Below are 24,341 nucleotides of genomic sequence, written 5' to 3'. Positions count from 1 at the left end.
CATCTCACGCAACCTCGAAGCGTGCAGCCTTTTGGACCTGGCAGCCTGGCAATATTTCGGGCCGCTACCCTAGGGATCAATAAGGAATCCCGCGATGTTTCAACTGCACCTGCATCTGGCGCGATGCTGCGAGCACTGGCACGAGCGGGTGTCGCCGCGACTGCCCCCGACGTGCCGTTACACGCCGACCTGCTCGGTCTACGCGGCGGAGGCCTTGCGGCGCTACGGCGTGCTGAAGGGAACCATGCTGGCGGTGAAGCGAATCCGGCGCTGTCGACCCGCCTTCCCGCCCGGACATGATCCAGTGCCTTGAGACCGGCAATCGGCGGATGGCCGTGCCTTCGGCGGATAATGTAGCTGACGGGATCACTACTGAAAGATCATCTTGATGATCTGCGACAGCATGGCCCAGCATCCGCCGGGCACCTGGTCTACGCCGAGCACCAGGGCGAAGCTGTCGCCCTTGATGCTCCCCCACCCGGTGCAGGCGTCCCATCCGGGACCGGACTGATATCCGGTCACGCCGTTGTAGCTGTTGTTGCCGTGGTCGTTGATGTCGTCGTAGACGGCGGGATTGGACGCGCCGAACTGGTAGAGATATGGGTTGAGATAACCGACCGTATTGCGGGGATTGCCGGACGTCGTGGTCGCGAACTGGCTGTTGATGATGGCGATCAGGGCCGCGTAAAGCGGGGCGACCGCGCTGGTGCCGGCGAGCAGGCCGACGAGGAAGTCCTGCGACCCGTCGATGCCGGTTTGCGACGCTGGGGTTCCGAGCACGATCAGATCGTAGCCGCTGGCGCCACTGGCGTTACCGGCAATATCGGGCACCGCCCGTCCCGCGGGCGCGGCGCCGTTGATCCTGATGGCGCTCTGCCAGGGGTATTGACTGCTGTTGGTGAAGTGCGTGCTGACGCCGCCGCCGGTCGCGCCGAAGCCATCGTTCCAGGTATTTTGTTGAAGCGGCGAAAGCTGCGAGATCGAGGTCCCGCCACAGCACGTCACCCAGGGATCGGATCCCGGGTAGTCGACATTTATTCCAGGCCAGTCTTCGCCTTGGGTCGGATCGTCGCTCGCCCCGTCGTCACCGGAAGCCGCGAACACCGTGATGCCCATGGCCGTGGCGCCTTGAAACAGGCCGCTGATGCTCGAAATCACGCTCGTGGGCCACGCCACCTCCGGTTCGCCAAAGCTGATGCTCAGCACACTGGGATTGTGGGTGGAATCCATGATCGCGGCGGAGAGGGTCGTATACCAGCCCATCTCGTTCGGAATCGGGCCGTTGTCCCCGCTCGAAAATCCAATGCCGAAGTACACCGCGATGGTGGCTCCCGGCGCCACCGACGCCGCCACGTCGACATCCAGCAATGCCTCGAGCACGCCCGGATTTATTTCCCCGGCCGCATAGGGTTCGTTCGATCCGTACGCGATGACGATCGAATTCGGTGACGCGGGCTTGCCGGTGGCCTTCGATACGTAGGCCGTGACGTCGCTGACTTTAAAACCCGCGCCGAATTCGATGATGCCGATGGTCTGGGGACGGGCCGGGTTATAGTCGGGAAAATTGTAGGCCTGGGCAACCTGTGTCGGCGTCAGCGTCAGCGAGCTTCCGCCCGGTCCGCCGCCTCGACGGCGCCCAAGCCTTCGATTGTCGAGCCCAAGCACGGCCTCGATCACGGGCGCGATCCGGCTATCGATCCGCACCGGCCCGTCGTGCCCCCGATGTGTTTCGCCGCCACTCGCAAATTGCTGCAGTTCGACGCCGAAAGTCCGATTGGCCGCCTCGACCGTGCCGGAAACAATGACGGACCGCTTGGCGGCGCTGGCTTCGACAACGCTGAATCCGCACGACCGCGCAAACGCCGCGACCTTGTCGACGTCTTCCTGGTCGGCGCCATAGGTCGCCGCGAATTCAGCCCGCGACAGGTGCCGGCGCTGCAGCGGCGGGGTTCGCAACCAATAGGACTGATCGGGCAGAGCCGGCGATCCGACACGGCTTCGCACCACGATCGCCAGATGCAATGTCGCCGCCGGATCGGACGGACCGATCAGCCGCGAAGTTTTCGCACGAGGCCGCTCGCTGTTCTGCAGGATGGCCCGCGGGGATTCGGTTTCGGCCATGGAAGTTTCTCCTTCGCGCCGGCGCGACGTTTCGAAACAGCTTCCACCACGATGCCAGTTGGGTTAGCATTATACACGTCTAAATTGTGTCAGAAAAACGCCGGACCGTTGCAGGGACCAGCTGAATACCCACTGGTACTTTGAAGTTCACGACCCCGAACGTGGTCGTCACTCCTGTTTAAGCCATCACCTGTTCTCAAATCTATCGGACCTACGCGCAGAGATGCGACGCAATCCGGGCATGAAGTTTCGCGTGCAGCTTCCGCATTTCCTCAGTATCGAAGACCGGGGCGAGTTCGAAAAACTCAATCCACAACGCTTCTAAAGAGACCTGACCGCTTGCTACCGCTTACGAAGCGTTCAGCAAGCCGCTGACACCAAATTATTTGGTAAAGTCTCATTAACCAAGACGCGGCATTCTGGAGTCCGATAACCGGGAACGAAAAAAGGCTCCAGAAATTCTTCCTGAAGCCTCGTTTCGTGTCTAGATATCATGGTGGCCAATGTTCTAAGGCCTTGGCTAGGAACTAAAGAACGGCGACGATCAGCCATACGATCGCCTCCGGTAGATTGCCCCTCATAGATACTCCACCTCACGTATCCCAACCCGCGCGGTGCGCACGAAAGAGGGCTTGGGTCGAGTGCCGGAAATAGCGCATTGAGCGCCAGGGCGTCTTGGCCCAGAAACTGGCCCCTGGACGCTGCAGGTGAGCCGACGATGGCCTGCACGCCCTACGCCACGCCTGCGCTTCCCTGTGGATCGAGCAGGGCCACAACCCGAAGCAAATCCAGATCCTCATGGGCCACTCGTCGATCAAAGTGACTTTCGACACCTACGGCCATCTGTTTGCCGACAGTAAAGCCGACCAGCGTGCAGCCGAGCGCGTGGAATTTCGCCCTCTTGGAGCTTGATGGGACACCGTTGGTACACGAAACGTCTAAGCTATTGGTAACGCTTAGGTCGGAACGGATTTCTACTCCGTGGGTCGCAGGTTCGAATCCCTGCTGGGATCGAAGGCCAATTGGTCCGCTGAGTGCGAAACGGCGCCAAATCCGCGCTCACCTCTCCGTGATATGTGAGACACTTCACACCCCAAGGTTGTTCATCGACCTACTGTGCTGCACCGACCCCGTCCGCGGCGGTCGCGACCTGGAGGCCGCAAATGATTGCTGTCGCCAACAACACGCGTTGTGCGCTCGCCGGCGTAGTTCGTGCCTCTGGCGGCCGAAGCGCCGGTCGCCCGCCCGGCTCGGACCTACCGTCACCTTCACAAACGACGACGAACGAATCCTAAGAGGAGGTTGTCCATGCAACGGCTAGCCCTGCGACCGTCCGCCTTTGCCGCTTGCGTCACGCTGTTGGTCTCCACCGGGGTTGCCTGGGGCGCGAGTTGCACCTTGCCCTGCCCGGCGGGAAAGGATTGCCAGCTGGTCATGCCGCTCACCTTCGACGCCGAGCAGGCCGTCCTGACGGCGACCCGTTCGCTGGAACTCGGCGACGGGTCGCGCGTGATCGCCGGCCGCCAATCCGATGGCGAACCGAATGGCGCGGTCGCGAACCTCGGCAAGACGAAGACGACGGTCGGCAGCAATGCCAGCCTCGGCGGGTTGTTCAGCAATGCCAATGTCAGCCTTGCCGCTGCGGCCGTCGTCAGTGGGCCGCTCAAGACCGGCGGCACCCTGAGCAACCCCTCGGGTGCGACCATCAAGGGCACCGTCACCACGCACACGCCGATCCCCATCGACCAGCATGGGCTGGCGACGGTGAGCTTCACGGCCGGAACGACCAACGTGACGGTGCCGAGCGGAACCACGCGCACGCTTGCCGCGGGAAGATACGGTGCGACACAGGTGAACGCGGGCGGCACGCTGTCGCTGTCGGCCGGCACCTATTACATGACGTCGCTGGCGGTTGCGTCGGGAGCGACGCTAGACCTGAACGAGACCGATGGCGCGGTCATCATCTACCTGCAGAACACGTTCACCTTCGCCGGCAAGGAGGCCGAGACCGGCGGCGAGGGTCATGTGCTGGTCGCGATCTTCGGCTGCGCGTCCGACGTGCTGTCGGCGGCGTTCCGGGGCACCGTGTCGGCGCAGAGCGCCTTGCTCTCGCTGAAAGCAGTCGGGTTCGTCGGCAAATTCCTCGCCGAAGAAATCGAACTTGGCCCGAAGTCGAGCGTGACAGGCCTGCCGCCCACGCTACCGACCCCGCCACGCTCGGACAAGCAAACCATCGCCCACCTGCCGCCGCGGTTGCCGGCGCCGCCGAACAAGGGTCCGGGCTGCTATCAGATGACGCGGAACGGCTGGCAGAGCATCCCCTGCACGCCCAACGAAATCATTGACCAGAAGTTCGGCCATCCCGACGCGCAGTTGTCGATGACGTCGTCAGCGATTCCAACGCTGGTCTACGGTCAGCTCGCGGTCACCGTTCCTGCCGTTTCCTCGGAGCAGAACGCGTTCCTCGCCTCCACCGCAAGCATCAAAAACTGCACCAGCAGCGGGGCCGCCGTGCCTAATCAATGGAGCATTCAGAACAATACCAACCAATGGTCGATCCCGAGCACCTCGCCGTCCCGCTCCGCCGACTCGGCCCAGACCCAGTTCGTGATCTCGTCGAACGGAACCAACAGCGCCATCTGCATCTGGAATATCGAGGTATCGACCCAGGACTATTCCCATAAGACCTGCTTCATGTCCCCTCCGGCGCAGCGCGCCGGCGGGCTCAAACCGTTCGATTTCGGCAACCTTGCTGCAAGCGTTGCCGGTGGCTTCATTTCGCTCGTAGGGGAGTTGAGCTGGGTGTCCCCCGGGACATCGAATCTGTTCGCCTTTGTTGCGCCGGACACCTACAACCTTGGCAGCAATTGGTCCGCGGTCAGCGGCGGTCTGCTCGGTTTAAGCAATTGCTCGCAGGCGCAATTGACCAAAGCCCAAGTCGTCACCGAGATCGCTGCTTCGACCTGTGTGGGCGATACCGACGCCACCAGCCCCACCTGCCCGCCCCCGCTGCTGCAACCGAACGCGAATGTGTTCACCGGCGGCATCGGCACCGTCGAGACCAGCAATCTGGTCGCGGTCGGCACACCCACCGTCAGCTATCCCAATGACGACCTCGCGGTGACCTCCCAGGTCAGTTCGACCAGCGGTAACTGCGTCGGTTCGGGGCTGGCCTACGTGAAGGACAACGATGCCGATTTCGGCGCCACACCCTCCAACCTTGGCAATCAGGTGTTCTGGGAAAGTCCCGACCTCTTCCTCGTGCCCCGCGGCACGCCGGTCGATCTCACCTCGGTCTCCACCGAAACCACGATCACGCCGGGCGGCCAGTTCGACGTCTGGGTGCGCGTCCACAACGATCTCGGCTGCGCCAATGTGAACAACGTCACCACGATGGTCTATCTCGCCGATCCGGCGGCACTCTCGATCCAATGGAACGCGATCACCAACAACAAGTATGTCGGTCCCAACGGCGGGACGACCGGCGTTACCGCGCCAGCCGGCGGCGCCGCCTTGATCGGCCCGATCCCCTTCACCGCGCCGACCAGCGGCATCGGCGACGGTCACAAGTGCATCATCGCGGCGATCCAGGGCACCGGCGAGGCGGCGCCCGCCAAGCCGTTCGACGCCCCGGATTCAAATCAGGTGGCGCAGCGCAACGTTCAGTTCGCCAGCCCCTGCATCTTCCCGCTCACCAATGGCACCGCGTCGACCGGAAACGTCGATATCACGCTCTCGGTCACACCGAACACCGGCACCAAGCCGTCCCTGACGTCCGGTCCGGATGTCCAGGTCAGCTTCGACGATACCGACTCGAGCTGGTTCAACGTCTGGAACAGCCAGCCGGGGAATGGTTCGACCTTCCAGGTGACGCACTCCGCGTCCACCAACCAGACCGTCGTACAACTGGCCTCGTTCAGCGTGACGCTCAACCAGGTCCAGCTCGCGGCCGGTCAGACGCGCAACGCCACCGGGACGACGGTCCTGCCACCCGGCTTCCCCACCGGGATCACGTTGCAGATCGGGGCGCAACTGTCGGAGACCACGAGTGGTGGCAGCACGGTCGTGGTGTCCAACGGCGGCTCCTGCGTGACGCCAGCGCCGCCGACGGTGAGGTAGCAATCGAGACGCGGGTGCGCTCGGCTTGCCGAACGTTCCCGCTCAATAGCAGGCGCGCGGATCGGCCTGCACGTATTGTCCTGACGGATACCGGTAGTAGCAGTTGCCCTGGGCCATCCAATAACCGGGCCGAGCTGCTGCCGTGGCGCCCGCGATCGCGCCGGTCGCGCCGCCGACGATGGCGCCAGCGGCAGCGCCGCTCGCCCGCCCCGTCAGCAGGCCACCAAGCACGCCACCCACAATGGCGCCGCCGACCGCGCTGGCGCCGGGATCGGGCGGAGGCGGCGGTGGCGGCGGTTCGTAGGCCACCGGCGGCGGTGGATAGGCGCCGCCGGGTGGCGGCGCATAGGCACCAGGCGGCGGCGCGTAGCCGTCGGCGACGGGCGGTCCATCGATATCGTCGGCGAAATCCTCCGACACATAGGTCGGCGGGCCGTCCATCTGTTGCGGGTAGAAGTACCACACGCCTCCGACGTCCCACCACCAGCCGTCGCGTCCATTATGGACCTCGTGATGCCAGCGTCCGCCTTCCCAGGCGAGGCGGCCGCGATAGGGGTGTCCACCGAAATTGCGCGCCGGCAAATTTCCGCGCGCGAAATGAGCGCCAGGTGGCCCGCCGTGGCCGACCGCGGGTCCCGGATGTCCCATCGCGGGCCCCGGATGTCCGACCGCCGGTCCCGGACGTCCGGGAGCCGGCCTTGCGGCCTGCGCGGGCCTTCCCTTGTTGGGCGGTTCCTCGGCGCGAACCGGCAGCGCAACGGCCACCAGCACCGAGATCAACGAAAATGCGATTTTGGATCGACAGGACGCGTTCATTTTTCATGCCCCTCTCAGCCGTGTCTTGCAACTTATCTTGCAATTCAGGCCCATTTTCGCGTCGATTGACGCCCTACGAATAATGCAGACTGCTTCGCCGGCTTTGTCATGTTACAAATACGTAAGATCGCGGCGATTTTTCGTCGTCTCGCCTGTTCACATTTCATTGGGCCGGAATAACGGCACAGTTGGTTCGTCCCGTCATCAGGCAATCCTGCAGCTTGCTGGCCGCGGTCAGCTCATGCGCGAGCCACAATCCCGTCACCAGCAAGACCACCGCGATCGCCAGTCCGGCGATCGCGCCGCGCCGGTTTCCGCCTTGTTCGGGGTCTGTCATGGTCAGCTTCGCGGCCTGGATGAATAGATGCGGGCTGCTATAGCGTTTTCGAGCGAAGCGGTCACCGGTTCGCGTCAAGAAAAGGCGGGGCCGAAATCCGGCGAATTCAGGGGCAGCGGGGGCAACGAGCAGCCGCCGGCCGTTGGCCGGCCGGTTCATGCCGCGCCGACTGTTCGATGGCCGCGACATCAGATGAGGCCTTTGTGGAACGTGCGGCGCCGGATTTTCCGGGGTTTTCGGCACCGCGCCGAGGGCAGCCCAAGCGCCAGTTTTCGCACGACATTGCGCCGGCTGTTCGATATTTGATGGCTTCCCGGCGCGGACGGATGTACACCGCTCCCGATCACGAAAGACGTCCTGGATTTGCATTCGGCCGGGATGCGGGCGCAACAGCCATCGGCTCACGACCAACCATGAAAGTGACAAGGCCTTTTCAATGAGCGGATTCAAGGAACCTAGCTTCGCGGACCGTCAGAAGGCGGCGCAGGAGGCGAGGCAGAACATTCTGAACAAGTTTCGCAGCCAGCCCGGTGTCGACGATCCGACGGTGGTGCAGCGGCGCGCCGAGCGCGAGGCGCAGGCCGCCGAGCGCGCCAAGGCCAAGCTCGCCCGCGACGCCGCCAAGGCCGAACAGAAGCGGCTCGCGGAAGAGGCCGCCGCCGCCGCCGCCGCGCAAGCCGCGCGCGAAAAGGAAGAGGCCGCAGCGAGGGAAGCAGCGCTTGAGGTCGAACGCAAGGCCGCGCGCGACGCGCGCTACGCCGCGCGCAAGAAGAAGCGAAAATAGCCGACGGATTTTTAAGGCGGCGGCGCATCAGCGAAAACACACGTCACAGGCCCGCCCGCGAAAAGCCGGGGCGAGCCTGAGGGGCGCGGAGCGAGCAACGCTTAGTTGCCCTTCTTCATGCCGTCGTCCTTCTTCATCATGCCGTCCTTCTTCATTCCGTCGTCTTTCTTCATGGTGTCCTTGGACATCGTGTCCTTTTTCATCGTGTCCTTGGACATGGTGTCCTTCTTCATGGCGTCGTCCTTCTTCATGGCGTCCTGCGCGAAGGCGGCAGGCGCAAGTGCCAGGCTGAGCGAGAGAACGGCGGCGGACAGGCCGAGCGCGACGCGGGTGCTGATGGTCATGGGTTGGTCATCCCTTTGAGAGGCGTTGAAAGCGACTTGTTGAAAGCGACTTGATGCCGCTTTATTCAGGACGCTGCCCCGAGGGCGTTTGTTACCGGCGAGGCGAAATTTTTTCCGGCATGGACTATTGGCGCGCGTTTCGGGGTTGCAATCAACGTCGACCAAAAAGCGCTATTTCGTCTTGTTTCGGTCGAACTGTCGGCCAGTGTGCGCCGCAACAGGGGAACAACGTCCGTTCCTCGAACTATGGAACTAGAGCAATCTCGGGCCAAGGCGGGCTACAATCCCCGCAAGGCCGCTCGAACCGCGCCACCAAAATCTCCCAGGGGGAAATCCATGATCACGCGCCGCCACGTCCTCATATCCACGCTTGCCGCGCCCGCCATTTTGCGTTTCGGGACGGGAACGGCGAACGCCGCGACCGCGCTGAAGATTTCGCATCAGTTTCCCGGCGGCACTATCGACAAGGGCGATTTCCGCGACCGGCTGTGCCGGATGTTCGCCGCCGAAGTCGCCAAACGCTCCGGTGGCGAGATCACGGCCGAGATTTATCCGAACTCGTCGCTGATCAAGACCAACGCGCAATTCTCGGCGATGCGCAAAGGCGCGCTGGATATCAGCCTGTATCCGATGCCCTATGCGGGTGGTGAATTGCCGGAGACCAATATCGGCCTGATGCCCGGCCTGGTCGCCACTTATGATCAGGGCCTGGCCTGGAAGAAGAATCCGATCGGCAAGGCACTGACGGACTTCCTGGCCGACAAGGGCATCATCCTGTTGACCTGGGTCTGGCAGGCCGGCGGCGTCGCCAGCCGTTCGCGCCCCATCGTCGCCCCGGAAGACGTCAAGGGCATGAAGGTGCGCGGCGGCTCGCGCGAGATGGACATGGTGCTGCAGACCGCGGGCGCTTCCGTGCTGTCGGTGCCGTCGAACGAGATCTATGCGGCGATGCAGACCGGCGCCTGCGATGCCGGTATCACCTCCTCCACCAGCCTGATTTCGTTCCGGCTCGAGGAAGTTTCCAAATCGCTGACTTCGGGCGCGGGCGCGTCCTACTGGTTCATGCTGGAACCGCTGATGATGTCGAAGTCGATTTTCGACGCCCTGCCGAAGAAGCATCAGGACATCATTCTGGCTGTCGGTACCGAGCTGGAAGCGTTCGGCAAGAAGGGCGCGCAGGACGACGATATCGAAGTCGCCAAGGTCTATGAGAAGGCCGGCGCCAAGGTCAGCGCGCTCGATGTGGCGACCGTCGGCAAATGGCGCGACATTGCGCGGGATACCGCGTGGAAGGACTATGGCGCCAAGACCGCGACCGCGGCCAGCCTGTTGAAGCTCGCCTCCGACGTCTCCGCATGATGGATGCTCCGGTCGGAGATCCGGATGATTTTTCGAAGGCCGCCGCGGGCAATGGGCTCGTGGCGGCCTTCGAGCGTACGCTTTCCCTTTGCAACACCGTCATCGTTGTCCTGGCGGCATTGGCGCTGATCGCCGCCTGCGCCATCCTCAGCTACAGCGTGCTCAGCCGGGCGCTGTTTCACAGTGCCAATTACTGGCAGGACGAGGCGGCGGTGTTCCTCCTGGTCGGCGCGACCTTCATGACGTCTGCCTATGTGCAATCACAGCGCGGCCATATCGGCATCGAAGCCTTTGTCGGCCTGTTGCCGCCATTCGCCAACCGGATCAGGCTCTGGCTGGTCGACGTCGCAAGCTTGCTGTTCTGCGCCTTCTTCGCATGGAAATCCTGGACGCTGGCCTATGAGGCCTGGGACGAGGGTCAGGTTTCCAACTCGATGTGGTCGCCGCCGCTGGCCATCCCCTACTGCCTGATGGCAACAGGCATGACGCTGTTGTGCCTGCAAATCCTGCTGCAGATCGCCACTCCGCTCGCAGGTAGCGCGCGCCGATGACCGTGCTTGGAATTGGCATCTGCTACGGGCTTGCCACGCTGTTTGCGATGTTCTCGGGCATGCCGATCGCCTTTGCGCTGGGCGCGGTCGCTGTGGTGTTCATGGGCATCTACATGCCATCCGCCTCGCTCGATACCGTGACCGAGAACGTCTATGAGGAGATGGCCTCGATCACGCTGTTGTCGATCCCGCTGTTTATCCTGAAGGGCGCCGCGATCGGCCGTTCCCGCGCCGGGCAGGACCTGTATTCCGCCTTGCACGCCTGGCTGCACCGCGTGCCCGGAGGCCTCGGCGTCGCCAATGTGTTTGCCTGCGCGCTGTTTGCGGCGATGGCCGGATCCTCACCCGCGACCTGCTCGGCGATCGGCTCGGCCGGCATCCCCGAGATGCGCAAGCGCGGCTATTCCGGCGGCTTTGCCGCCGGCATCATCGCCGCCGGCGGCACGCTCGGCATCCTGCTGCCGCCCTCGATCACCATGATCCTGTTCGCGGTCGCAGCCGAAAAGTCGCTGGGAAGGTTGTTCCTCGCGGGCATCGGACCCGGCCTGCTGCTAGTCACGCTGTTCGGCAGCTATGCCGTGATCCGCTTCCGCAAGGAATATGCCGCCGCCAGCGCGCTTTACGAGAAGACCGGAAGAGAGTCCGCGATCCTGCATCGCGACGATTTCACCATGGCGGAGCGGTTCAACGTCCTGCCCCGCGTCATCCCGTTCGTCCTGCTTTTGACCGGCGTCATGATCGCGCTCTACGGCGGCTTTGCGACGCCGTCGGAAACCGCGGGCCTCGGCGGACTGCTGGCGCTGGTGCTGATCGCGGCGATCTACAGCGTGTGGCGGCCGTCCGATCTGGCGCCGATCCTGAAATCGACCATCCGCGATTCCACCATGCTGATGATGATCATCGGCATGTCGCTGCTCTACACCTACGTGATGAGCTATCTGCACATCTCGCAATCGGCCGCGGAATCGATCGTCGCCATGCAGCTGCCGCGCTGGGAATTGCTGGCGGCGATCCTGGTGATGGTGGTGGTGCTCGGCTTCTTCCTGCCCCCGGTCTCGATCATCCTGATGACCGCGCCGATCATCCTGCCGCCGCTGCGCGCCGCCAGCTTCGACATCATCTGGTTCGGCGTCGTCATGACCATCGTGATGGAGATGGGCCTGATCCATCCGCCGGTCGGGCTGAATATCTTCGTCATCCGCAATGTCGCACCCGACATTCCCCTGAGCGAAGTGATCTGGGGCACGCTGCCATTCGTGCTGTTGATGATGGCGGCGGTGGTGACGCTGTGTTTCCTGCCGGAAATCTCGACCTGGCTGCCCAACCTGGTGATGGGACCGGACGGGGGAAGGTGATCCGTAGGGTGTGGGCAAAGGCGCTCTTGCCCCGTGCCCACCCTCGAAATCTAAAATATCGAAAACAACCCCATGCAAAGCAGCATGACGGGGCTTGACAGACTTTTAGGTGATTTGCCCGTCGGGCCGATTTGTCGCGGCTACGCATTGAGATTTCGCTTGCGCGCCAAGCGGAGCAGCAATCGCTGGCTCGCAATGACGGCGGATTACGCTTCGCCAATCCGCTTGCGCGCGCCAGTCTCTATTATCCAGCCAGCACGGAGTGAACGTCCGTCCGGTCGAAGTCCCCACCCTTGAAGAGCAAAGGCTGGGAACGGACTTTGGCCAGCGCATAGACCGCACAATCGATGATATTCAACTGAGCCGGATGGCCCTGCCCCTTGCCGAAGCGACGAAATGCATCGAAAGCGGCCGTGGCCATTTCGTCGTCCAGCGGCACCACAACAATTCCGCGGTTCTTCAGCAGCTCTTCGAACAGATCCACGGCGTCCAGTCCGAAGTGAGCAAACAGGACAATTTTGGTTTCCAGGACCGCCACCGATGACATCAACAGGATTTCGGCGCCGTGCATGGCCGCCTGAAAACGTGAACTGTCCTGTTCATTCGTGATGGAGGCGATGATCGCGGAGGTATCCAGAACCATCAGGACGGCAACCCACACCATCATAACCCACGATTTCATCCACCGGCCGGGAATCCAGAACCTGCATTCGGGAAACCCGCTCGAAGAACGCATCCAGCGCAGCCGTTCGGTCGGCGGGCGCGGGTGGCGCAACACGGGACAGACGTTCCTCAACCGCACGCTCCAGCGCAGTTTCGACATCTTCACCGGTAAGACGAGCAAGCCGTTGCGCGAGCTGATCAACCCTGGCGGAACGAATATTCATGGACCACCGACAATCATTTGAGAGCGGCAGCAACATACCATCATTTGGGGCCTAATTCACGCCCATTCATTCGAAAGGCGAACTGGTCGCTGATCCACCGTTTTCCTGGTAATGGGGCCGGATGGGGCGGTAACAGGCGGATAAGAAACTTTCCATTCGCTATTCGCCATTCGCTTCGAAGTCCCTTCCTCACCCCGCCGCCGGCTCCACCTCGGCAAGTTCAACGCCTTCCGCAACGATGTCGCCGACCTTGCACTTGATCGCCTTCAGCACGCCGGCGAACGGCGCGCGCAACGTCTGCTCCATCTTCATCACCTCGAGCGTCAGGATCGGTGCGCCCTTCTCGAGCTTCGCGCCGACTTCGGCCAATAGCGCCACCACGGTGCCCGGCAGGGGTGCTGTGATCTTGTCTTCGCCGACCTGTTCCTCGTCGTCGCCGCCGAACGGATCGACCCAGTGCAGTTCGAAGCGGCCGTTGCGGGTCCGCAAGTAAAGTTCATGGCCCTCGACGACTGCGAAAACCCGCGATTTGACGCCATGGAGCGTCAGATCGAAGCCGCCATCGGCGGTGGTCGTGAACTCAAAGGAAAGCTCGCGCTCCCCGATCGACCATGTCGCCGGACCGTTGCCATAGTGCAGGCAGATCGTGTGCTCCGCGCCCTGCCCGTGCCGAAATTCGAACACCCGCCGGCGCCGGCCCACCGGCATCCAGCCCGAAGTCCGCCATGGCGAATGCGCGTCAGCCAAGGCAGCCTGCGATTCCTGGATCAGGATCGCGGTTGCGGCCGCGCAAAGCTCGAGGTCGTGAGGCTCCGGAGCCGCCGGCGTCAGCTGCTTCAGTTCGCGTTCGATGAAGCCGGTGTCGATGGCGTTGGCGCGCACGCTCGCGTGCGTCAACAGCGCCGACAGGAACGGAATGTTGGTGACGACGCCGCGGACGTCGGATTCCTCCAGTCCGCGATTGAGCCGCTCGATGGCGGCCTCCCGCGTCGGCGCCCAGGCGATCATCTTGGCCAGCATGGCGTCGTAATGCGGCGACACCGCATCGCCCTCGCGATAGCCGGCGTCGATGCGCAAGCCACTCGTTTCCTCCGGCATGCGCCAGGTCCTGATCTGGCCTACCGACGGCATGAAATTCCGGTGCGGATTTTCGGCGTAGACCCGCGCCTCCACGGCATGGCCATTCAGCTTGATCTCGTCCTGCTTCAGCGGCAATTTCTCGCCGAACGCAACCCGCAACTGCCATTCCACGAGGTCGATACCCGTGATCAGCTCGGTCACGGGATGCTCGACCTGCAGCCGCGTGTTCATCTCGATGAAGAACACGTCCCGGCCGTTGGAGACAAATTCGATGGTGCCGGCACCGACATAGTCGACCGCAGCCGCGGCCTTGCGCGCCGCGGCGCAGACGGCCTCGCGCTGCGCATCGTCGAGCGTCGGCGACGGCGCCTCCTCGATCACCTTCTGATGCCGGCGCTGCAGGGTGCATTCGCGCTCGAACAGCGACAACAGGTTGCCGTGGCTGTCGCCGATCACCTGCACCTCGATGTGCCTGGGGTTTTCGACGAATTTTTCGATCAGCATGCGATCGTCGCCGAAGGCGGCCTTGGCCTCGCGCTTGGCGCTGGTGACCGCGGCGGCCAGCTCGTCCGCCGACCGCACGATCCGCATGCCGCGGCCGCCGCCGCCGGCGGAGGCCTTGACCAGCACCGGAAAGCCAACCTTTTCGGCAGCCTTGGCCAGCGTCCCCTCGTCCTGGGCTTCGCCGTGATAGCCGGGCACTAGCGGCACGCCGGCTTGCTCCATCAAGAATTTTGAACCCGACTTCGAGCCCATCGCCGTCATCATGGCGGCGGTGGGGCCTACGAACACGAGGCCAGCATCGAGGCAGGCTTGCGCGAATTCGGCATTCTCCGACAGAAAACCGTAGCCGGGATGCACGGCCTCGGCGCCGGTCTTGCGCGCCGCCTCGATCAAGGCAGCGATGTTGAGATAGCTGTCGCGCGCCCGCGCCGGCCCGAGCAGCACGGCCTCATCGGCGAGCGCGACATGCATGGCGTCGCCGTCGGCATCGGAATAGACCGCGACCGTGCGCAGCCCCATCGCCTTTGCGGTGCGGATCACCCGGACCGCGATCTCGCCGCGGTTGGCGATCAGGAGCGTGCGAAACCGCCGGTACAGTCTGGGACGATCCATCATCACATCCTGAACAGGCCGAATTTCGTCGGCTCGATCGGCGCATTCGATGCCGCCGATAATCCGAGGCCGAGCACCAGGCGGGTGTCGGCGGGATCGATGACGCCGTCATCCCACAGCCTCGCGGTGGCGTAATAGGGACTGCCCTGCTTGTCATATTGGGCGCGGATCGGCTCGCGAAACCTGTCTTCCTCTTCCGCCGACCAGGCCTCGCCCTTGGCCTCGATATTGTCGCGCCGGACCTGGCTCAGCACCATCGCCGCCTGTTCGCCGCCCATCACCGAGATCTTCGCGTTCGGCCACATCCAGAGAAAACGCGGGCTGTAGGCGCGGCCGCACATGCCGTAATTGCCGGCGCCGTAGGAGCCGCCGATCACCACGGTGAATTTCGGTACCGCAGCGGTCGCCACCGCCGTCACCAGCTTGGCGCCGTCGCGCGCGATGCCGCCGGCCTCGTATTTCCTGCCGACCATGAATCCCGTGATGTTCTGCAGGAACAGCAGCGGGATATTGCGCTGGCAGCACAATTCGATGAAATGCGCGCCCTTCAGCGAACTCTCGCTGAACAGGATGCCGTTGTTGGCGATGATGCCGACCTGATATCCCCAGATATGGGCGAAACCGCAGACCAGCGTCTGGCCGTAAAGTTTCTTGAATTCGTCGAACTCGGAGCCGTCGACCAGCCGCGCGATGATGTCGTGCACGTCGTACGGCTTGCGCCCGTCGGCGGGAACCACGCCATAGATGTCCTGCGGCGCAAACAAGGGCTCGCGCGGCTCGCGGATGTTCACGCCGGCGCGGTCGGGCTGTTTCAGCGTGGCGACGATGCGCCGCGCGATGCCGATGGCGTGCGCATCGTTCTGCGCATAGTGATCGGTGACGCCCGATTGCCGCGAATGCACGTCGGCGCCGCCGAGTTCTTCCGCCGTGACCACTTCGCCGGTCGCGGCCTTCACCAGCGGCGGTCCGCCGAGGAAGATCGTGCCCTGGTTGCGCACGATGATGCTCTCATCCGACATCGCCGGGACATAGGCGCCGCCGGCGGTGCAGGAGCCCATCACGATCGCGATCTGCGGAATGCCTTGTGCCGACATCTGCGCCTGATTGTAGAAGATGCGGCCAAAGTGGCGTTCGTCGGGGAAAATCTTGTCCTGCTGCGGCAGGAACGCGCCGCCGGAATCGACCATGTAGACGCAGGGCAGATTGTTCTGGCGCGCGATGTCCTGGGCACGGAGGTGCTTTTTCACCGTCATCGGATAATAGGTGCCGCCCTTGATGGTCGCATCGTTGGCGACGACCACGCATTCGCGGCCCGAAATCCGCCCCACCCCGGTGACGATACTGGCGGAATGCACGTCGCCGCCATAGAGGCCGTTGGCCGCGAGCGGCGACAATTCCAGAAACGCCGTGCCCGGATCGATCAGGAGATCGACCCGCTGCCGCGCCAGCATCTTGCCGCGGGAGGTATGTCTTTTGCGCGAGGTCTCGCCGCCGCCGCCGGCAACCTGCTCGAGCTTTTCGCGAAGCTCGGCGACCAGCGCACGCATGGCTTCGGAATTGCGGGCAAAATCGGCGGAAGTGGGGTCGGTGACGGAATGAAGCGGCATGGCCTTCAGCAGTTTTTTGTGCGCCGCAATTTCCGGATCACGGTCTAGTGGGTCCAGGGTTCGGCGCGGCGGAATGCGAAATTATCGGCGTAGGCTGCTTGCCGGCGGGCCGGCTCCTTCGGCTCGAACACCTGATAGGGAATGCCTTCGCGTTCGCAATAGGCCACCGCCTCTTCCTTGCTGTCGAAGCGCATCGAGAGTTGCTGCTTCATGTCGCCGGACGAGGTCCAGCCCATCAGAGGCTCGATCGCGCGGGGCTGCTCGGGTTCGAAATCGAGCTGCCATTCCTTGGTCTTGGCGGTCCCCGATTGCATCGCGGTTTTGGCGGGCTTGAAGATGCGTGCGGTCATGGATGCTCGGGTCCCCTCAAGGAAATGTGGCATTGAAGCGCGTGGTGGAAACGGCCATGATGGTATACAGACAGTTTTCAGGAATTTGATCGCCGATTCCCGGCCATGGATGTACATTTTCGACAACCGGTATAGTCATTATGCTGCGCTGTGACAATGTCGGCCGGACCCGCGGCTGATCCCCCGCCCGCCTGATCAAAAGCTCGATTTCGAAACGGCCGCCATGAAGATCAACGCAATCCTCCCCGAAAAAGGACGCGACCTGCGGCTCGACCTGTTCCGCGGGGTCGCGAACTGGGCGATTTTCCTGGACCACATTCCCGACAACGTCGTGAACTGGATCACCACCCGCAATTACGGCTTCAGCGACGCCGCCGATCTCTTCGTTTTCATTTCCGGCTATACCGCCTCCTTCGTCTATGCGCGCATGATGATCGAACGCGGTTTCATCGTCGGCGCCACCCGCCTGACCAAGCGGGTCTGGCAGCTCTACGTCGCCCATATCATCCTGTTCGTGATCTATATCGTTTCGATCGGTTACGTCGCGCAGCGCTTCAGCGATCCGGAGATCATCAACGAGTTCAACGTCGCGGGTCTCGTCGACAGCGCGGTCGAGACGCTGCGTCAGGGATTGCTGCTGAAATTCAAGCCGGTCAATCTCGACGTGCTGCCGCTTTACATCGTGCTGATGGGATTGTTTCCCCCGGTGCTGTGGATGATGCTGCGCCGACCCAACGAGACCATGCTGGCGTCGATCGTGCTGTGGCTCACCGCCCGGCATTTCGGCTGGAATTTTACCGCCTATCCCGCCGGCACCTGGTACTTCAACCCGTATTGCTGGCAGGTGCTGTTCGTGTTCGGCTCCTGGTGCGCGCTCGGCGGCGCCAGAAAATCGGCGTCGATTATCAATTCGCCCTACACGCTGTATTTCTGCATCGCCTATCTGATTTTTGCGCTCATCATGACCATGGCCGGCAAGTTTCCGGACTTCGGGGCGATGTTCCCGGACTGGCTCTATTCAACCTTCAACCCCAACGACAAGACCAATCTGGCGCCCTATCGCTTCATCCATTTCGTGGTGATCGTGATCCTGGTGATCAGGTTCGTGCCCAAGACCTGGGAAGGCCTCGAGTGGAGGGTGTTCGATCCCGTCATCGTCTGCGGTCAGCAGTCGCTTGCGGTGTTCTGCGTCGGCGTGTTCCTCTCCTTTGTCGGACATTTCGCGCTGATGCTGAGCTCGGGCTCGCTGCTTGCGCAGATCCTGGTCAGCGTGGCGGGAATCGCCATCATGACCTTGGTCGCTTATTATATTTCCTGGTCGAAAAGGCAGGATAAGCCTGCTCCGAAGCCAGCCGTGGCGGCCAAGGCAGCCGCCTGATCGAGGCGAGTTGATTTGCTATTCCGAGCGGAGAAACTCGCCCTCTAACCACGGGGCCTGGTGACCAGCCGGCCCCTCGACGAAATCCCGCTCCACTCGCTGGACCAGCCGACGCCCACCCCGTCCCGGCTTCGCTTGCCCTGCAATGCAAAGGCGGCGCCCTGAGGGTCCGTGCATCGGAGAATCCAGATGCCCTGGGGCAATTCGAGCGGTCCCTCCAGAATGCCGCCACCGGCAAGCTTCACGCGATCCATCGCCGCATCGATGTCGTCGACATTGAAATAATAGAGCCAGAACGCGACCGGTTCTGTGGCCCGTTTACTGAACATGCCGCCGATCGTCCGGCCGCCGGCGGAGAACAACTGATAGATTTCCGAAGAGCCGATTTCGGCGTCCGCCTTGCGCCAGCCGAAAATCTCGCCGTAGAAGGCAAACACCTTCTGCCAGTCGGTGGCGAACAATTCGTGCCAGCCCACGCGCCCGAGCCTGGACAGGTCGGCCGGCTGCCGATCGCCGTGTTTCAACCCCTTGACCAGCGCAAGCGTCGCCATTTGCGGATCGGCGACGACCGCAATGCGGCCGACATTGCTGTTCGTCGGCGGCACGTAGACGGTCCCGCCAAGGCGCCCGATCCGCCCCGTCGCGGTATCCACGTCGTCGACGCCGACATATCCCATCCATCGTGGCGTCGCGCCCATTTTCCTCGCGTCCTGCGGCAGTTCCATCAATCCGCCCAGCGGGGCGCTTGCTGCAGTGAACAACGCGTAGGCATAATCGGGCAGAGAGGCGTCCTGCGCATCCCAGCCGACCACGCTGGCGTAAAAGGCCTTGGCGGCCGCCATATCTGTCGTCATCAGCTCGTACCAGACGAAACGTCCGTGGTAGACCATGTCGGCTTTCCGTTCGAAGGATCTCAACGCAATTTACGAATTGTTTGACGATGCGCCCGTACGGCCTGCGTTGCCCTGCGGTCGTTCCCGGCACGCGTATTGTTCTTATGGCAGGGAAAACGGATCACGGTTGTTGCGATTCGATAAGCCCGAGGGCGCTTTCGATGAACACCCTGTTCATGAACATGAAGGAAACCGACTTGTTGTGCCCCGCATCATTCAATATGCGTTACCAGCTTGCATGGTGCATCTGCCCAGCGTACACTTCGTGAGCGGGACTCTGAACATCGTCTACAAGGTATGGAGGAATGCAAGTTATGCCACGAGTGAAGCAAGCTTCGAAAAAGCGCGTGATCAAGACCGTACCGGTGTTAGGAGCCGCCGGATTGACCTTCTCCCTGGTCGGGGGCGCATCGGCAGCGGTCGCGCCGAATCAGGATCAGCCGAAACTGCCGACCCTGGCGCCGGGTCACGCCATCACGCTCGGTGAAGAGGAAATCGCCGACGTCAGCCTCGCCACGTTCTACGTTTTCGACAAGGAGAACGCTGCGGCGGCCAAGAGTGGCGTGCAGGTAGCTTGGCGCGGTTGCGGTCGCTGCGGCGGCTGCAGAGGCTGCAGAGGTTGCAGAGGTTGCCGATGCGGCGTCGGCTGCGGAGGCTGCTGCTTCTCATGGGGCGCCTGTCGTCCCTGCTAGTTTCAGATCGCCTTCTGCTTACGTTGATCAACGCATGTTGTGATGGCCGGGTTCGACAAGGTCGACCCGGCCAATCCATGTTTCCCCTGCCTCTTTGCCATGCTACCCGCTTGCGTGTAGGCCTGCGCATGAAGGCCGAAGTTGTTTTCCCATCTCGTCGGGAAATGCCAGTGCCAGCCAGACGAGGCAATTCCACCAGTCGGGATCCCCTCGCACCGGCGAACCGGAGTGATGGGCAAGTGTGCGTGCTGAAATCATGACCAAAGATCGCAAGTCCCGCGCGCCGCGTCAGGCCGGCCAGGACATCCCGCAATTCGCGCCGAATTTCACCGTCTATGTGCTGCCGCCCGACGTCGTCTGCCTCTATTCCGAGGACCGGAAATTCTTTCTTTACGGCGAGCTTTATTGCGCTCTGGCGTCCGCGATCGGCAAGGGTGGCAAGAGCTTTTCCCAGCTGGCGGGCGAGCTGGAACGGGATTTTCCGGCAGACAAGGTCGAGGAAGCCCTCAAGCGGCTGATCGAACGGCGTTACATCGTGCCGGCAACGTCGGCCCCCGCGACGGTCACCTCCGGCTTCTGGGCAAGCCTCGGCCTGCCGCCCGGGATAGCCGAACAAAACCTCAGGAATTGTCGGGTCGGCATCCAATCGATCGATGTACCGGGTGCGGCCGAACTCGGCGTTGCCCTGACAGGGCTTGGCGTTCGCGTCGTCAAGCGCTCGCCCGATCTGACGGTGACGCTGGTCAACGACTATCTCGAGCCCAAGCTCGCCGAATTGAACAGCCAGCGCGTGTCGGACCGATCTCGCTGGCTCCTGGTCCAGCCCTCCGGCGCCTTTCCGCTGGTGGGGCCGATCTTCAACCCGGGCGAGAGCGCCTGCTGGACCTGCATGTTCGATCGCATGATACGAAACCGGGAGGTCAAGGGATTTCTCGACCGCGCGCCGGCGCGTGCGGTTTCCACTTCGCCGCTCGCGCGCCACGCGGTCGGCCACAGCGCCATCCAGTTCGCCGCCCTCGAGATCGCCAAGGCGATCGCCACCGATTTCCGCACCGAGTTGCACGATCACATCGTCAGCCTCGATCTGTTGGGTTCGACGATTGCGAAACATTACGTGGCGCACCGCCCGCAATGCCCCACCTGCGGCAGCAAGAAGCTGCAGAACCCGCGCCGCGCGCCGGTGCCGATCGAGCTCGGCCCCGGCGCCAAGCTGGTGATGACCAGCGGCGGATACCGCACCGTGTCGTCGCGCGCCACGGTCGAGCGTTTCCGAAAGCACGTCAGCCCCCTCACCGGTGTGGTCACGCGGCTCGGCCGGATCGAGGCCGATTTGCCGATGAACACCAATTTTTATGCCGCGCACAATTTCTCCGCGCCGGCCCTGACCATCGATGCGCTGAGGAGCGGATTGAGCGGCGGCAGTTTCGGCAAGGGCTCTACCGCCGAACAGGGCGAAGCCAGCGCGCTGATGGAGGCGATCGAGCGTTATTCAGGCATTTTCCAGGGCGACGAAGTCAGGATGACGCGCCGCTTTGCGGATTTCCCTCCGGGCGATGCCATTCTTCCCAACGATGTCCTGCTGTTCAGCGACGCGCAATACCAGGCGGAGCCTTCGCAAGATCCGGATGATTCTCATCCGACCCCCGATCGCTTCGATCCCTCGGCCAAGGTCGAGTGGTCGCCGGCATGGTCGCTGCGCGACCAGCGCTTCAGATATCTTCCCACCAGCCTGCTGTATTTCTTCTATGGCGGTCCCCACGCGTTTCACGCCGATTCCAACGGCTGCGCGGCCGGCAACACGCTCGAGGAGGCCATCGTCCAGGGCTTCCTCGAACTGGTGGAGCGCGATTCATACGCCATCTGGTGGTACAATCGTCTGCAGCGCCCCGAGGTGGACCTAGCTCAATTCGACGATTCCTACGTTCGCGATCTGCAAACCCAGCTCGCCGAGACCGGACGGCGGCTTTGGGTGCTCGACATCACCAGCGATCTCGGCGTGCCCACCTATGTCGCGATCTTGCACTGGATCCAGAACGGCCAGGAAAACATCGAGTTCGGCTCCGGCGCGCATTTCGACACGCGCATCGCCTTGCTGCGGGCGTTGACGGAGCTGAACCAGTTCATGTCGATCGGCCTGATGGGCGGGGGTACCGGCGAGAAACCGAGCCTCGACGGCACCAATCCGTTGCGCCTGGCGGACTATCCGTTCCTGACGCCGACCGACAATCCGGCGGACCAACCTGCCCCTGGCGCAACGATCGATGTCCTCCACAATACGCGCGGGCAGGTCGACGCCTGCGTCGATATCGCCAGGCGCGCCGGCCTCGATTTCCTGGTCCTCAATCAGACCCGGCCCGACGTCGAGGTCAACGTCGTCAGGGTCATCGTTCCCGGACTGCGGCACTTCTATCGCCGCTTCGCGCCGGGCCGGCTTTACGATATCCCTGTCAAGCTGGGATTATTGGATCGACCGCGGCTGGAAAGCGAACTCACGCCGTTCCTTCCCCATACCTGAGAGGCCGCCTCGGTTTGCGCACTCCCGCAAAACACAAGGTGCGGCGGATCGCGCCGGCGGTCGTTTCCGCCCGGCTGAGCGCGCACATCACGCTTGAAGCCCAGCCTGACGGAAATCTCTCCGCCTGCTTCGATGGCTATGCCGAAAGCCTCGGAAGGTTCAGCGCCGTCGCGGTGGAACGCGCGCAGCAACTGCGCACGGGCTTGCCGCTTCGATCCTTTGCCCGGCAAGGCGCCGTCGACAAGGAAATTGATCTCCTGGTCCGGCGTTTGGCCCGGCGCGGTCTCCTGGAGTACCGGCTGGGACACGGAAATGCCGACCAGGTGGTCATCGAGCCGCAACGTCCAGACTATCGGCCGCAAACACCAAAGCTCGGCGCCTCCGACACGGTTGCGCTATCGCGGTTCGCCTATCTGCGCCGGCGTGGCAAGGAGATGGTGCTGGAATCGCCGCGCGCCGGCGCGTTGTTTCGGATTTGCGACCCGAAGATAGCGGCCGCCCTCGTCCTGCTGTCGACGCCGCAGAAAATCAGCCGGTTCCGGCAGCAGAAGGGTTTTCCGGGCGCCGAGATTCTGGCGCTTCTCCTCGATTGCCAGATCCTGTTCAAGGTCGATGCCAGCGCAGGCGACGGCTTGCGGCCGGCCGAGGGCGACGACAACCTCGTGATGTGGGACTTTCACGACCTTCTGTTCCACACCCACACCACGGAGGGGCGGCAGGCCAATCCGCTCGGCGGGGTCTATCCGCATGCGGGCGAGATTGCGCCACCACCGGCGGTGCGGCCAGGCTGGCCCGGCAAAAGCATCGATTTGGGCGCGTCGTCCGCGACGCCTCAGGAGACAACCTCGCCGTTCACGAGGCTGCTGCATGAGCGTCATTCGATACGCGAATTCGACGACCAGCACCCGATCACGCTTGCCGAGCTGTCGCGCTTTCTCGATGCCACCGCCCGCATCCGCGCGAAATGGGACACCAGCCTCGACCCCGACGACGGCAGTCCGGTCGTCGAATATGCGGTGCGGCCCTATCCGTCGGGCGGCAGCGCCTATGAGCTCGAACTCTATCTGGCGGTGGCGAACTGCGAGGGACTTGAGCGCGGCTTCTATCACTATGACGCCGACCGGCATGCGCTGGTGCCGATCGCCGTGCGCCCACAGGAGTTCGAGGCGCTGTGGACCGGCGCCGAATTCGCCATGGACGCCCCTGCCCCGCCCCAGGTCCTGATCACGATCGCCGCCCGCTTCGGCCGGGTGTCCTGGAAATACAGTTCGATTGCGTATGCGCTGATCCTGAAGAACGCCGGCGTCCTGATCCAGACGCTCTATCTGGCGGCGAGCGACATGGGGCTCGGCGGATGCGCGATCGGCAGCACCAATATCGATCTGTTTGCGAAAATGACCGGGATCGAATTCCACATCGAGGGCCCGATCGTCCAATTCGCGCTCGGACGCGGCAGCAAGCCTGACGGCTCCGAGTAGGACCCGACAGCCTTCGGCTTGACGAGCCCCGACTGACCCGCATCAATCGGCCGGTGGCCGCTTGCGATATTTTTGCGAGCGGACGTTGAAACCGCCCGCCCGCCCATCGACATAAGGGTCAGCCCGACGACTGGTTGCTGACGAGGACCCCGACATGCCCAGCCACTTCCATGCGATCGTTTGGATCGATCATTCGCAGGCCAAGGTTTTCCATATCGGCCTGTCGGGCGAGGACGAAGCCATCCTGCATCCGCATCTGCCGACGCGCCATCTGCACCACAAGGCGGGCTCGATCGGCAGCGGCCATGCCGGCTTCGACAAGGAGTTTTTCGCGCAAGCCATGAACGCCGTCAGCGACGCCGGCGAGATCCTGATCATCGGCCCCGCGAGCGCCAAGGCCGAATTTGCCAAATATCTGCGCGAGCAGCACCCTGATATCGGCAAGCGCGTCGTCGCGGTAGAAGCCGCCGACCACCCCACCGATGCCGAAATCGTCGCCTACGCCAAACGCTACTTCAGGCTCGGAGTGCCGCCGCGGGAGACCTGATGGCGCTACGCC

At 63.0% G+C, this 24,341-nt stretch carries 21 protein-coding genes; 11 read left to right on the top strand and 10 right to left on the bottom strand.

Translation table 11 applies throughout. The features are described from left to right. Positions 1-94: 94 nt before the first annotated feature. The gene (gene yidD, locus VK804_RS02680; protein ID WP_325367534.1) at positions 95-313 is read left to right on the top strand and encodes a membrane protein insertion efficiency factor YidD; all 219 of its coding nucleotides are present in this window, start codon (positions 95-97) and stop codon (positions 311-313) included. Positions 314-369: 56 nt separating this feature from the next. On the opposite strand, the gene VK804_RS02675 is transcribed toward yidD, so the two are convergent. Then, on the bottom strand, positions 370-2,121 hold the full coding sequence (locus VK804_RS02675; protein ID WP_325367532.1) for a S53 family peptidase: 1,752 nt from the start codon (positions 2,119-2,121) through the stop codon (positions 370-372). A gap of 723 nt (positions 2,122-2,844) precedes the next feature. On the opposite strand from VK804_RS02675, the gene VK804_RS02670 reads away from it, so the two are divergent. Together VK804_RS02670 and VK804_RS02665 are read left to right on the top strand one after the other, a co-directional pair. Next, positions 2,845-3,033 carry a tyrosine-type recombinase/integrase gene (locus VK804_RS02670; RefSeq protein WP_325367603.1) on the top strand — a complete coding sequence of 63 codons (189 nt, stop codon included), beginning with the start codon at positions 2,845-2,847 and terminating at the stop codon, positions 3,031-3,033. A gap of 396 nt (positions 3,034-3,429) precedes the next feature. Beyond that, positions 3,430-6,240: a hypothetical protein gene (locus tag VK804_RS02665; protein WP_325367530.1), complete on the top strand. Its 2,811-nt coding sequence runs from the start codon at positions 3,430-3,432 to the stop codon at positions 6,238-6,240. Between the two features lie 42 nt (positions 6,241-6,282). On the opposite strand, the gene VK804_RS02660 is transcribed toward VK804_RS02665, so the two are convergent. Then, positions 6,283-7,056, bottom strand: a complete 774-nt coding sequence (locus tag VK804_RS02660) for a hypothetical protein (protein ID WP_325367528.1) — start codon at positions 7,054-7,056, stop codon at positions 6,283-6,285. Between the two features lie 163 nt (positions 7,057-7,219). After that, the gene (locus tag VK804_RS02655; RefSeq protein WP_325367526.1) at positions 7,220-7,843 is read right to left on the bottom strand and encodes a hypothetical protein; all 624 of its coding nucleotides are present in this window, start codon (positions 7,841-7,843) and stop codon (positions 7,220-7,222) included. Here VK804_RS02655 and VK804_RS02650 point away from each other — a divergent pair. Beyond that, positions 7,830-8,177, top strand: a complete 348-nt coding sequence (locus VK804_RS02650; RefSeq protein ID WP_325367524.1) for a DUF6481 family protein — start codon at positions 7,830-7,832, stop codon at positions 8,175-8,177. The two genes, VK804_RS02655 and VK804_RS02650, sit on opposite strands and share 14 nt — an antisense overlap. Positions 8,178-8,278: 101 nt before the next feature. Here VK804_RS02650 and VK804_RS02645 read toward each other — a convergent pair whose 3' ends face one another. Beyond that, entirely contained in the window at positions 8,279-8,521 is a 243-nt protein-coding gene (locus VK804_RS02645; protein ID WP_325367522.1) for a pentapeptide MXKDX repeat protein, read from the bottom strand. A gap of 336 nt (positions 8,522-8,857) precedes the next feature. Between VK804_RS02645 and dctP the strand changes: the two genes are divergently transcribed. Genes dctP through VK804_RS02630 form a run of 3 tightly spaced genes read left to right on the top strand, consistent with a single transcriptional unit; the run spans position 8,858 to position 11,786 of the window. Then, positions 8,858-9,880 (top strand): TRAP transporter substrate-binding protein DctP, encoded by a 1,023-nt coding sequence (gene dctP / locus VK804_RS02640; protein ID WP_325367520.1) that lies wholly within the window; start codon positions 8,858-8,860, stop codon positions 9,878-9,880. Next, entirely contained in the window at positions 9,877-10,431 is a 555-nt protein-coding gene (locus VK804_RS02635; RefSeq protein ID WP_325367518.1) for a TRAP transporter small permease, read from the top strand. The genes dctP and VK804_RS02635 overlap by 4 nt, the downstream gene beginning before the upstream one ends. Continuing rightward, positions 10,428-11,786, top strand: a complete 1,359-nt coding sequence (locus VK804_RS02630; RefSeq protein WP_325367516.1) for a TRAP transporter large permease — start codon at positions 10,428-10,430, stop codon at positions 11,784-11,786. The genes VK804_RS02635 and VK804_RS02630 overlap by 4 nt, the downstream gene beginning before the upstream one ends. Before the next feature lie 244 nt (positions 11,787-12,030). Here VK804_RS02630 and VK804_RS02625 read toward each other — a convergent pair whose 3' ends face one another. From VK804_RS02625 to VK804_RS02605, 5 genes are all read right to left on the bottom strand, one after another. Continuing rightward, a complete protein-coding gene (locus VK804_RS02625) occupies positions 12,031-12,429 on the bottom strand; it encodes a type II toxin-antitoxin system VapC family toxin (protein WP_325367514.1) in 399 nt (132 codons plus the stop codon). Next, positions 12,386-12,673 (bottom strand): type II toxin-antitoxin system VapB family antitoxin, encoded by a 288-nt coding sequence (locus VK804_RS32930; RefSeq protein ID WP_414642699.1) that lies wholly within the window; start codon positions 12,671-12,673, stop codon positions 12,386-12,388. Before VK804_RS32930 ends, VK804_RS02625 begins: the two co-directional genes overlap by 44 nt. 189 nt (positions 12,674-12,862) lie before the next feature. After that, positions 12,863-14,869, bottom strand: a complete 2,007-nt coding sequence (locus VK804_RS02615; RefSeq protein WP_325367510.1) for an acetyl/propionyl/methylcrotonyl-CoA carboxylase subunit alpha — start codon at positions 14,867-14,869, stop codon at positions 12,863-12,865. A gap of 2 nt (positions 14,870-14,871) precedes the next feature. After that, positions 14,872-16,476, bottom strand: coding sequence for a carboxyl transferase domain-containing protein (locus tag VK804_RS02610; RefSeq protein WP_325367508.1), 1,605 nt, complete (start codon positions 16,474-16,476; stop codon positions 14,872-14,874). Positions 16,477-16,520: 44 nt separating this feature from the next. After that, a complete protein-coding gene (locus VK804_RS02605; RefSeq protein WP_325367506.1) occupies positions 16,521-16,826 on the bottom strand; it encodes an ETC complex I subunit in 306 nt (101 codons plus the stop codon). 223 nt (positions 16,827-17,049) lie between these two features. Here VK804_RS02605 and VK804_RS02600 point away from each other — a divergent pair, with 223 nt between their 5' ends. After that, the gene (locus tag VK804_RS02600) at positions 17,050-18,204 is read left to right on the top strand and encodes an OpgC domain-containing protein (RefSeq protein ID WP_325367504.1); all 1,155 of its coding nucleotides are present in this window, start codon (positions 17,050-17,052) and stop codon (positions 18,202-18,204) included. 44 nt (positions 18,205-18,248) lie between these two features. Here the strand turns inward: VK804_RS02600 and VK804_RS02595 are convergent, their stop codons facing one another. Continuing rightward, on the bottom strand, positions 18,249-19,094 hold the full coding sequence (locus tag VK804_RS02595) for a VOC family protein (protein ID WP_325367502.1): 846 nt from the start codon (positions 19,092-19,094) through the stop codon (positions 18,249-18,251). Positions 19,095-20,045: 951 nt separating this feature from the next. Here VK804_RS02595 and VK804_RS02590 point away from each other — a divergent pair. From VK804_RS02590 to VK804_RS02580, 3 genes are all read left to right on the top strand, one after another. Then, the gene (locus tag VK804_RS02590; RefSeq protein ID WP_325367500.1) at positions 20,046-22,304 is read left to right on the top strand and encodes a TOMM precursor leader peptide-binding protein; all 2,259 of its coding nucleotides are present in this window, start codon (positions 20,046-20,048) and stop codon (positions 22,302-22,304) included. A gap of 14 nt (positions 22,305-22,318) precedes the next feature. Next, positions 22,319-23,782, top strand: coding sequence for a SagB family peptide dehydrogenase (locus tag VK804_RS02585; protein ID WP_325367498.1), 1,464 nt, complete (start codon positions 22,319-22,321; stop codon positions 23,780-23,782). 154 nt (positions 23,783-23,936) lie between these two features. Next, complete coding sequence (locus VK804_RS02580; RefSeq protein ID WP_325367496.1) at positions 23,937-24,329, top strand: translational machinery protein; 393 nt, start codon at positions 23,937-23,939, stop codon at positions 24,327-24,329. Positions 24,330-24,341: the final 12 nt, after the last annotated feature.

This window comes from Bradyrhizobium sp. (genome assembly GCF_035484855.1).
GTDB lineage: Bacteria > Pseudomonadota > Alphaproteobacteria > Rhizobiales > Xanthobacteraceae > Bradyrhizobium.
The sequence above is the reverse complement of the archived record's forward strand: the minus strand, read 5'-3'. Positions and strand labels throughout refer to the sequence as shown.

What these genes read in the sequence shown, in the direction of transcription:
- VK804_RS02660 (WP_325367528.1), bottom strand. Translation starts at nt 7,056, where the DNA reads ATGAACGCGTCCTGTCGATCCAAAATCGCATTTTCGTTGATCTCGGTG.
- VK804_RS02650 (WP_325367524.1), top strand. Translation starts at nt 7,830, where the DNA reads ATGAGCGGATTCAAGGAACCTAGCTTCGCGGACCGTCAGAAGGCGGCG.
- VK804_RS02605 (WP_325367506.1), bottom strand. Translation starts at nt 16,826, where the DNA reads ATGACCGCACGCATCTTCAAGCCCGCCAAAACCGCGATGCAATCGGGG.
- VK804_RS02630 (WP_325367516.1), top strand. Translation starts at nt 10,428, where the DNA reads ATGACCGTGCTTGGAATTGGCATCTGCTACGGGCTTGCCACGCTGTTT.
- VK804_RS02610 (WP_325367508.1), bottom strand. Translation starts at nt 16,476, where the DNA reads ATGCCGCTTCATTCCGTCACCGACCCCACTTCCGCCGATTTTGCCCGC.
- VK804_RS02615 (WP_325367510.1), bottom strand. Translation starts at nt 14,869, where the DNA reads ATGGATCGTCCCAGACTGTACCGGCGGTTTCGCACGCTCCTGATCGCC.
- VK804_RS32930 (WP_414642699.1), bottom strand. Translation starts at nt 12,673, where the DNA reads ATGAATATTCGTTCCGCCAGGGTTGATCAGCTCGCGCAACGGCTTGCT.
- VK804_RS02590 (WP_325367500.1), top strand. Translation starts at nt 20,046, where the DNA reads ATGACCAAAGATCGCAAGTCCCGCGCGCCGCGTCAGGCCGGCCAGGAC.
- VK804_RS02595 (WP_325367502.1), bottom strand. Translation starts at nt 19,094, where the DNA reads ATGGTCTACCACGGACGTTTCGTCTGGTACGAGCTGATGACGACAGAT.
- VK804_RS02580 (WP_325367496.1), top strand. Translation starts at nt 23,937, where the DNA reads ATGCCCAGCCACTTCCATGCGATCGTTTGGATCGATCATTCGCAGGCC.
- dctP (WP_325367520.1), top strand. Translation starts at nt 8,858, where the DNA reads ATGATCACGCGCCGCCACGTCCTCATATCCACGCTTGCCGCGCCCGCC.
- VK804_RS02645 (WP_325367522.1), bottom strand. Translation starts at nt 8,521, where the DNA reads ATGACCATCAGCACCCGCGTCGCGCTCGGCCTGTCCGCCGCCGTTCTC.
- VK804_RS02635 (WP_325367518.1), top strand. Translation starts at nt 9,877, where the DNA reads ATGATGGATGCTCCGGTCGGAGATCCGGATGATTTTTCGAAGGCCGCC.
- yidD (WP_325367534.1), top strand. Translation starts at nt 95, where the DNA reads ATGTTTCAACTGCACCTGCATCTGGCGCGATGCTGCGAGCACTGGCAC.
- VK804_RS02675 (WP_325367532.1), bottom strand. Translation starts at nt 2,121, where the DNA reads ATGGCCGAAACCGAATCCCCGCGGGCCATCCTGCAGAACAGCGAGCGG.
- VK804_RS02665 (WP_325367530.1), top strand. Translation starts at nt 3,430, where the DNA reads ATGCAACGGCTAGCCCTGCGACCGTCCGCCTTTGCCGCTTGCGTCACG.
- VK804_RS02625 (WP_325367514.1), bottom strand. Translation starts at nt 12,429, where the DNA reads ATGGTTCTGGATACCTCCGCGATCATCGCCTCCATCACGAATGAACAG.
- VK804_RS02600 (WP_325367504.1), top strand. Translation starts at nt 17,050, where the DNA reads ATGAAGATCAACGCAATCCTCCCCGAAAAAGGACGCGACCTGCGGCTC.